General features: G+C 40.9%; 8 protein-coding genes. 5 read left to right on the top strand and 3 right to left on the bottom strand.

Going from position 1 to position 6,000, the window contains the following annotated elements; translation table 11 throughout:
- Positions 1-982 (top strand): choice-of-anchor Q domain-containing protein (locus WG8_RS28615; protein ID WP_007431341.1); only part of this gene is annotated, 982 nt, incomplete at its 5' end.
- Positions 983-1,288: 306 nt separating this feature from the next.
- Positions 1,289-1,636 carry a DUF2294 domain-containing protein gene (locus tag WG8_RS16360; RefSeq protein WP_007431340.1) on the top strand — a complete coding sequence of 116 codons (348 nt, stop codon included), beginning with the start codon at positions 1,289-1,291 and terminating at the stop codon, positions 1,634-1,636.
- A gap of 22 nt (positions 1,637-1,658) precedes the next feature.
- Here the strand turns inward: WG8_RS16360 and WG8_RS16355 are convergent, their stop codons facing one another.
- Positions 1,659-2,087 (bottom strand): DUF4395 domain-containing protein, encoded by a 429-nt coding sequence (locus WG8_RS16355; RefSeq protein ID WP_007431339.1) that lies wholly within the window; start codon positions 2,085-2,087, stop codon positions 1,659-1,661.
- Between the two features lie 104 nt (positions 2,088-2,191).
- Between WG8_RS16355 and WG8_RS16350 the strand changes: the two genes are divergently transcribed.
- Together WG8_RS16350 and WG8_RS16345 are read left to right on the top strand one after the other, a co-directional pair.
- Entirely contained in the window at positions 2,192-2,929 is a 738-nt protein-coding gene (locus WG8_RS16350) for a tRNA(His) guanylyltransferase Thg1 family protein (RefSeq protein WP_007431338.1), read from the top strand.
- 3 nt (positions 2,930-2,932) lie between these two features.
- On the top strand, positions 2,933-3,400 hold the full coding sequence (locus WG8_RS16345; RefSeq protein WP_007431337.1) for an AAA family ATPase: 468 nt from the start codon (positions 2,933-2,935) through the stop codon (positions 3,398-3,400).
- Between the two features lie 70 nt (positions 3,401-3,470).
- On the opposite strand, the gene WG8_RS16340 is transcribed toward WG8_RS16345, so the two are convergent.
- A complete protein-coding gene (locus WG8_RS16340) occupies positions 3,471-3,959 on the bottom strand; it encodes a hypothetical protein (RefSeq protein ID WP_007431336.1) in 489 nt (162 codons plus the stop codon).
- Between the two features lie 567 nt (positions 3,960-4,526).
- Entirely contained in the window at positions 4,527-4,745 is a 219-nt protein-coding gene (locus WG8_RS16335; protein WP_043891115.1) for a helix-turn-helix domain-containing protein, read from the bottom strand.
- A 169-nt stretch (positions 4,746-4,914) separates the two neighbouring features.
- On the opposite strand from WG8_RS16335, the gene WG8_RS26655 reads away from it, so the two are divergent.
- Entirely contained in the window at positions 4,915-5,562 is a 648-nt protein-coding gene (locus WG8_RS26655) for a hypothetical protein (protein WP_007431335.1), read from the top strand.
- The last annotated feature ends 438 nt before the right edge of the window (positions 5,563-6,000 follow it).

The raw sequence follows: 6,000 nt of genomic DNA, 5'->3' as shown, positions 1-6,000 counted from the left end.
CGCCCACGGCATCGCTATTTATGGCACGAAAGCTCCGGCTTCGATTCACGACCTTACGATCAGCGGCAATGAGCTGTACAATCTCGTGCTAGGCTCCAGCGAATCGCTCGTTTTAAACGGCAACGTGGATGGCTTTGCAGTGACCGACAACCTCATTCACAATAATGACAACATCGGGATCGATCTGATCGGCTTTGAGGGAACCGCTCCGAATACCGCTTACGATCAGGCGCGAAACGGGTTGGTGAAGGGCAACCGGGTGTACAATAATTCTTCCAATAATAACCCATCTTACACGAAAGACGACAACTCGGCCGGCGGCATTTATGTGGATGGCGGCAAGGACAGCATTATCGAACAGAACTACAGTTACAACAACGACATCGGCATCGAAATTGCCTCCGAGCATACTGGCAAAGCCACCAGCAATATTACGGTCCGCAGCAACGTGATATATAACAACCGACTGACCGGCATCGCCATGGGCGGTTACGATGATGAGCGCGGCTCAACGGTAAACTGCAAGATCGTAAACAATACGCTGTACAAGAACGATACACTTGGCGGTGGAAGCGGCCAGCTTTTCGTTCAGTACGATACGCAAAACAACGTGATCAAGAACAATATTTTCGTAGCCAGCTCCACGGATGTGTTGATCTACAATGAATACACCAAAAATTCCGGCAATGTTGTAGATTATAATTTATATTTTGCTCCGGCGGGCAGCTCGGGAGTCAACTGGACCTGGAAAAATAAGGAATATACAGGTTTCTCCGCTTATAAAAAGGGAACCGGCAACGATGCACATTCTTTGTTCATCGACCCCAAATTTGTGAATGCCGCGAACGGCGACTTCCATTTGCAGTCTTCGTCTCCGGCAATTGATGCTGGTGACACAGACCGTGCCATCATCGGAACGCTGGATATTGACGGGAAGTCCAGAGTACAGGGAGCCGCTGTGAACATCGGCGCCTACGAGTGAGCCTCATATTCAATGAAAAACAGTGCGTACCGACACTATGCGGTGCGCACTGTTTGTACGTTTTTACTATGTTCCTTGCATAGAATTAAAAAAAAGTTTAGAGATTTGTTGAGTAATCGTATGATTAAACAAGGTAACAATTAAAACTTTATTTTTCAAGTCATAGTCTTTTTATCAATACCCAAAATAGGCAACAAAGTATGTTCCAAAAATCACTTTCTCTTGCTCTCTGTTTTATATGAAAGGAATCGGTTATGATGGAAATAGTAACAGAGATTTTAGTAGATTTTAGGAGAGCGGTGCGATATGAGAAGGGAAACGGGTTTTAATGAAATTATTCGAAAAGTACGTAAAGAGCTATTCGGAAAAGGCCCAGAACGCATACATACGACCTTTGTAGATAATATGGCCATCACGATACTGTACGGTAATTTAACTCCATCCGAAAAGTTTCTGGCGCAAGAGGCTTCCGGGAAAGAGATGGTGCATGCAGCCCGGACCAAAATGGTGCAAAAAATCTATCCTGTACAGTTCAATAAAGAACTGGAGGATTATATGAATTCCCGGCTGCTGCACCTCTTTTCAGATATTAAGGTGGAAGAAGATATAGCTATCTCTGTTTTTGTGTTTGAGGACAATATTACAGCGAAATAGGGCGGAAGGTGAACATGGCTTTTTATACGTGTTTTCTTCTTCGGTATTGATATTGAGACCACTGGTAGAGAATAAAGCATCCAATACAAAAACCTAGAATCGCTACTACTGCTGCTACCAGCACCATCGCAGAGAACACATAAGCTACAATGCTCCACTGGAATATAAATCCTACCCAAGCCACCAGCAGGAAAAAGACGGCCAGGAGCTGATTAAATCTTTGCTGTCCCCGGTCTTCTTGTATATAAGAGGAAGGGCTTTTCTTCAAAAACAGCTTGGCTACCCGCATTACCGGATTGAAATTGAATATGACGCCGAGCAACCCCGCTACAAGCGGAATAGCCAGCACCCAGTATACTCCTGTAATCCAGGTGAAAACTACAGACAGCACAATCACCCACTGGTTAACCCTGACTAAAGGACGTGGAATCGAGGCTGCAGCTTGACTCATATATATCATCCTTTTCTTATCGGAATAAAATAAATAGTTAAAATTATTATAACGTAATAGTGGGGGAAATAGATAGCTGAAAAACGGAGGAGTCTACATTGATTATGAAAAAAGATGATTTTGGCAATAGAATGAAAGGCTATGAGAATGCCTACAGATTAAGTCTGCCACGCCGTCTACCCGTAATTATCAGGATCGACGGTGCTCATTTTCATACCTTTACACGTGGAATGACAAAGCCTTTTGATGAGAATTTAATTTTGGCATTATGGGAGACATGCAAATATCTGGCTCAGAACATTATGGGATGTAAACTGGTATATCATCAGAGTGATGAAATTTCCCTGCTTCTTACGAATTATGACAAATTAACGACACAGTCCTGGTTTGAAAATAATCTTCAAAAGATGGTGTCCATATCTGCCTCTCTCGCTACAGCCAAATTTAATGAGGAAATCCAAAAAGTTTATCCTGATAAGCCTTTAGCCACTTTTGATGCAAGAGCATGGGTTCTGCCCCACGATGAGGTTGCAAACTACTTTCTATGGAGGCAACAAGATGCTACTAAAAACAGTATATCTATGGTAGCTCAAGCTCATTTCAGGCATTCAGAGCTTGAGGGATTAAACGGGAATCAGTTACAGGACAAGCTGTTTACGGAAAAAGGATTGAACTGGAACGACCTTCCGGTCTGGCAAAAGCGGGGAATTTGTATTACCAAACAACAGTATCACAAAGGTGAAACCATCAGAAGCAAGTGGGATGTCGATCATGAGACGCCAGTGTTTTCGCAAAACAGAGATTATATTAACCAATATGTATATCTAGATAAGGATGTGTGAGATTTGGAGTGTGTCATTTTTATAGGAATTCAGGCTTCAGGCAAGTCGACTTTTTATAAAGAACATTTCTTCAAAACACATATGCGGATTAATCTCGATATGCTTAAAACACGGAATAGGGAAAATGTTTACCTTCAAGCCTCCATTGATACAATGCAGCGCTTTGTTGTAGACAATACGAATCCAACAGTCGTGGAACGGAAGAAATATATAGATGCTTGCAAAAATAAGGGGTTTAAGATTATCGGCTACTACTTTGAACCCAATTTTGTAGAATCCATTAAGCGTAATGAGGAGCGCACAGGCAAAGAGTATATTCCTGAAATCGGTATTAAAAGCGTAATGAGTAAACTAGAGGCTCCCAGCTACGAAGAAGGATTTGATGAACTCTATAGCGTAATCTCCAGTGAAGGGGCGTTTCAGATCAAAAAGCTGCTGGAAAATCATACAATACAGGGGAGAGACACTTAAGTAAAGCGGTAATTTGCTTCGAGTATTCCTAGGGATATAGAAAAAGCTCCCTGGACGGGAGCTTTAAAATTTATTTCTTATTCATCGTCACATCGTGCTCTTTGGCAAGTGTGTTAAGCTGTTCACCAAAATCTCTGAATAGCTTTTTACCCTCGCTGAGCTTGGTATTACTTTCATTGATTAAGTTCAGATCCTGCTTTTCCAATGCATCGACCATAGTAATGAAGGCTTCTTTTTGAGTGCTAACAGCCTTGATGTAGGTTTCGTGAACAGCTCGTACCTCAGGAGTTTCTGTCTTTACGGCTTCTACTTTATCAAGATATTTGGTGTATTCAGGGATAATATCATCTCGTAAAGTATTATATAGTGTTACATCATCTGTGTATTTATCTCCGGTCACGGATTCATACTTTTCAGTAATTGCTTTTTCATCTTGTGCCAAAGGAAGAACTCCATCATTGACATACGTAATTAAATCTTTTTTAATTGGATCGGTAGAGCAGGCTGCCAAAATCGAAAAGCAACACAATACCAACATAAATACGCTAAGTTTTTTCATCTGTATTCCCCTTTTTCTATGTATGTTTATGGGTAATTCGATGTGATTTATAGTCAAAAAGAACTATCCATATTATTTTATTATATCGTATAAATAAGAGAATGGTAGGGTTTTTATGGTAAATTAGTGTTGAAATTAAATTGAAAGACCTACTTTTTAAAAATATGCCACTATAGGAGGCTACTAGGGTACAAACCCCAAGCGCACCTGAAAACCCCGGATCTCGAGAGGGATACGGGATTCCAGTATTTATAACCCATTTTATTCCATTTCTAAGTTGAAAAATGAGATACGCACTTTACGGGCTGAGAAGCCTTATTAAGTAAAGCTTCTCAGCCCGTGCTGTCACTCCTCTTACGGGAGTGCAGATTGAAACTTGAAAGGTTCGCCTCCCTATCAAAGTGAGGCGAGCCTTTCTTTGTCATATTTGAAAATAGAAAAGTAGATGTGGAGGACAAAGCGTAGGGGGGATGTACGAAAGGATTTGTTTGAAATGAAAAAGAGAAGCCCGATTATTAAATAGGCTTCGTGAGTGCTGAACTTTAGGGTACACCGAGTGTACAATAATCAGATCTTCTCTTCCTCAAATTGCAACAAAACGGATATGTCTTTGATATCTAGGGCATGAGCAATTTTCTCAAGCATTAGAAGGTTGACTTCTTGTCGGTCACCACTACTTAGTTTAGAAATTCTTGCTTGTGACACACCGGATAGTTCTTCTAATTGTTTTTGAGTTATGCCCTTTTCTTTGAGCACTTCTTTTAGCTTGATTCTGAGTTTTAACATTCATAGATCCTCCATATATTGTTGACAAAATATGACCACGTGGTTATATTTTATTTATGACCTTGTGGTCATAAAAATAAATTTGTTTTTCCCAATTTAAAGGGATGCCATAGCATGCCCTTAGCTTTGCTATTGCCATTTTAGCAGATTTCAAAAGGAGGAAGAAACCGTGACTACGAAATTCAGAGCAAATGAGCAAGCGATCAAGGAAATTGTATGCATGAGACCGGTTTGGACACAAGAAGTTGAAAATGGTGAAGCAGAGCTACACTACTATCATATTATGGATGCCCTCAACCGCAAGTGGCAAACCATCGGTGTAAACGTCTCCGACGCTATCGAGGTGTTTGAAAAAGGACATAATGATACATGGACACGGATTTTGGAGCCAGCGCCATTTGATCCTGATTTGACCGATAACAATCTAATTAACATGCTCCGTATCGGCCCTGACGCGTGGCATGTTCGTAATGCTATGCAAATCATACTGAATTCGGTGGTAAGACGCAATGCATTTGTGAGTCGTCTCGTTAATGTGAACAGGGAGGATATTTGCAAGCTTCTTTGCATCATGAAAAATGAATATCTACTACATAATCAGCTTTCAGACGAGGCATTTATGCATATGTATGGAGTGAATCCTGTGGAAGCATTGTCTATTTATTTTTTGGAGTCGGTGGATATACATATCCATTGGGAATGGCGTGATGCTGGCAGTACAAGTGAAAAGGCTATTCAGTATAAAAGAGAAGCTCCTTTCATGACGTTGACTCAGGCTATTGAGAGGGCCGAAGGGGAGAGAAATGCCTGTACCTAAAATATTCTACGTATTATATTCCTAAGTATAAAGCAGGGATTGATTGGACCGAAGATAGGAATATCACACGGATATATAGTAGGTCAAATGTAGTATGGGTTGCGTTGTGTATAGATAGCAAAATATAATGAATAAAGCTGGTGCGAACTCCAAGCGCACATAAAAATCCCGGGTCCTTCGCACCTCGAAAATTGTCGAAAAGTATCGGATTGACTATCTATCCGCAAAAGTCAATAGCTGATCAAAGCTTAGTAGGCATCAGTTTTTGCGACAATGTATGAAATTGATATCATTAGGGTATGAATTACTGCATTTTCGCTGTCGCACTCTATATGAGTGCGTGGATTGAAATTATAACGGTGTGAATGATCGTTTGGATCGGATCATGTCGCACTCTATATGAGTGCGTGGATTGAAATGCTCGATGTCTGATAGCAT

Source organism: Paenibacillus sp. Aloe-11, assembly GCF_000245715.1.
Taxonomy (GTDB): Bacteria; Bacillota; Bacilli; order Paenibacillales; family Paenibacillaceae; genus Paenibacillus; species Paenibacillus kribbensis.
This window is presented reverse-complemented; position numbering and strand designations above follow the sequence as displayed.

Coding starts and splice junctions, on each gene's coding strand:
- WG8_RS16360 (WP_007431340.1), top strand. CDS start 1,289: ATGAGAAGGGAAACGGGTTTTAATGAAATTATTCGAAAAGTACGTAAA.
- WG8_RS16355 (WP_007431339.1), bottom strand. CDS start 2,087: ATGAGTCAAGCTGCAGCCTCGATTCCACGTCCTTTAGTCAGGGTTAAC.
- WG8_RS16350 (WP_007431338.1), top strand. CDS start 2,192: ATGAAAAAAGATGATTTTGGCAATAGAATGAAAGGCTATGAGAATGCC.
- WG8_RS16340 (WP_007431336.1), bottom strand. CDS start 3,959: ATGAAAAAACTTAGCGTATTTATGTTGGTATTGTGTTGCTTTTCGATT.
- WG8_RS16335 (WP_043891115.1), bottom strand. CDS start 4,745: ATGTTAAAACTCAGAATCAAGCTAAAAGAAGTGCTCAAAGAAAAGGGC.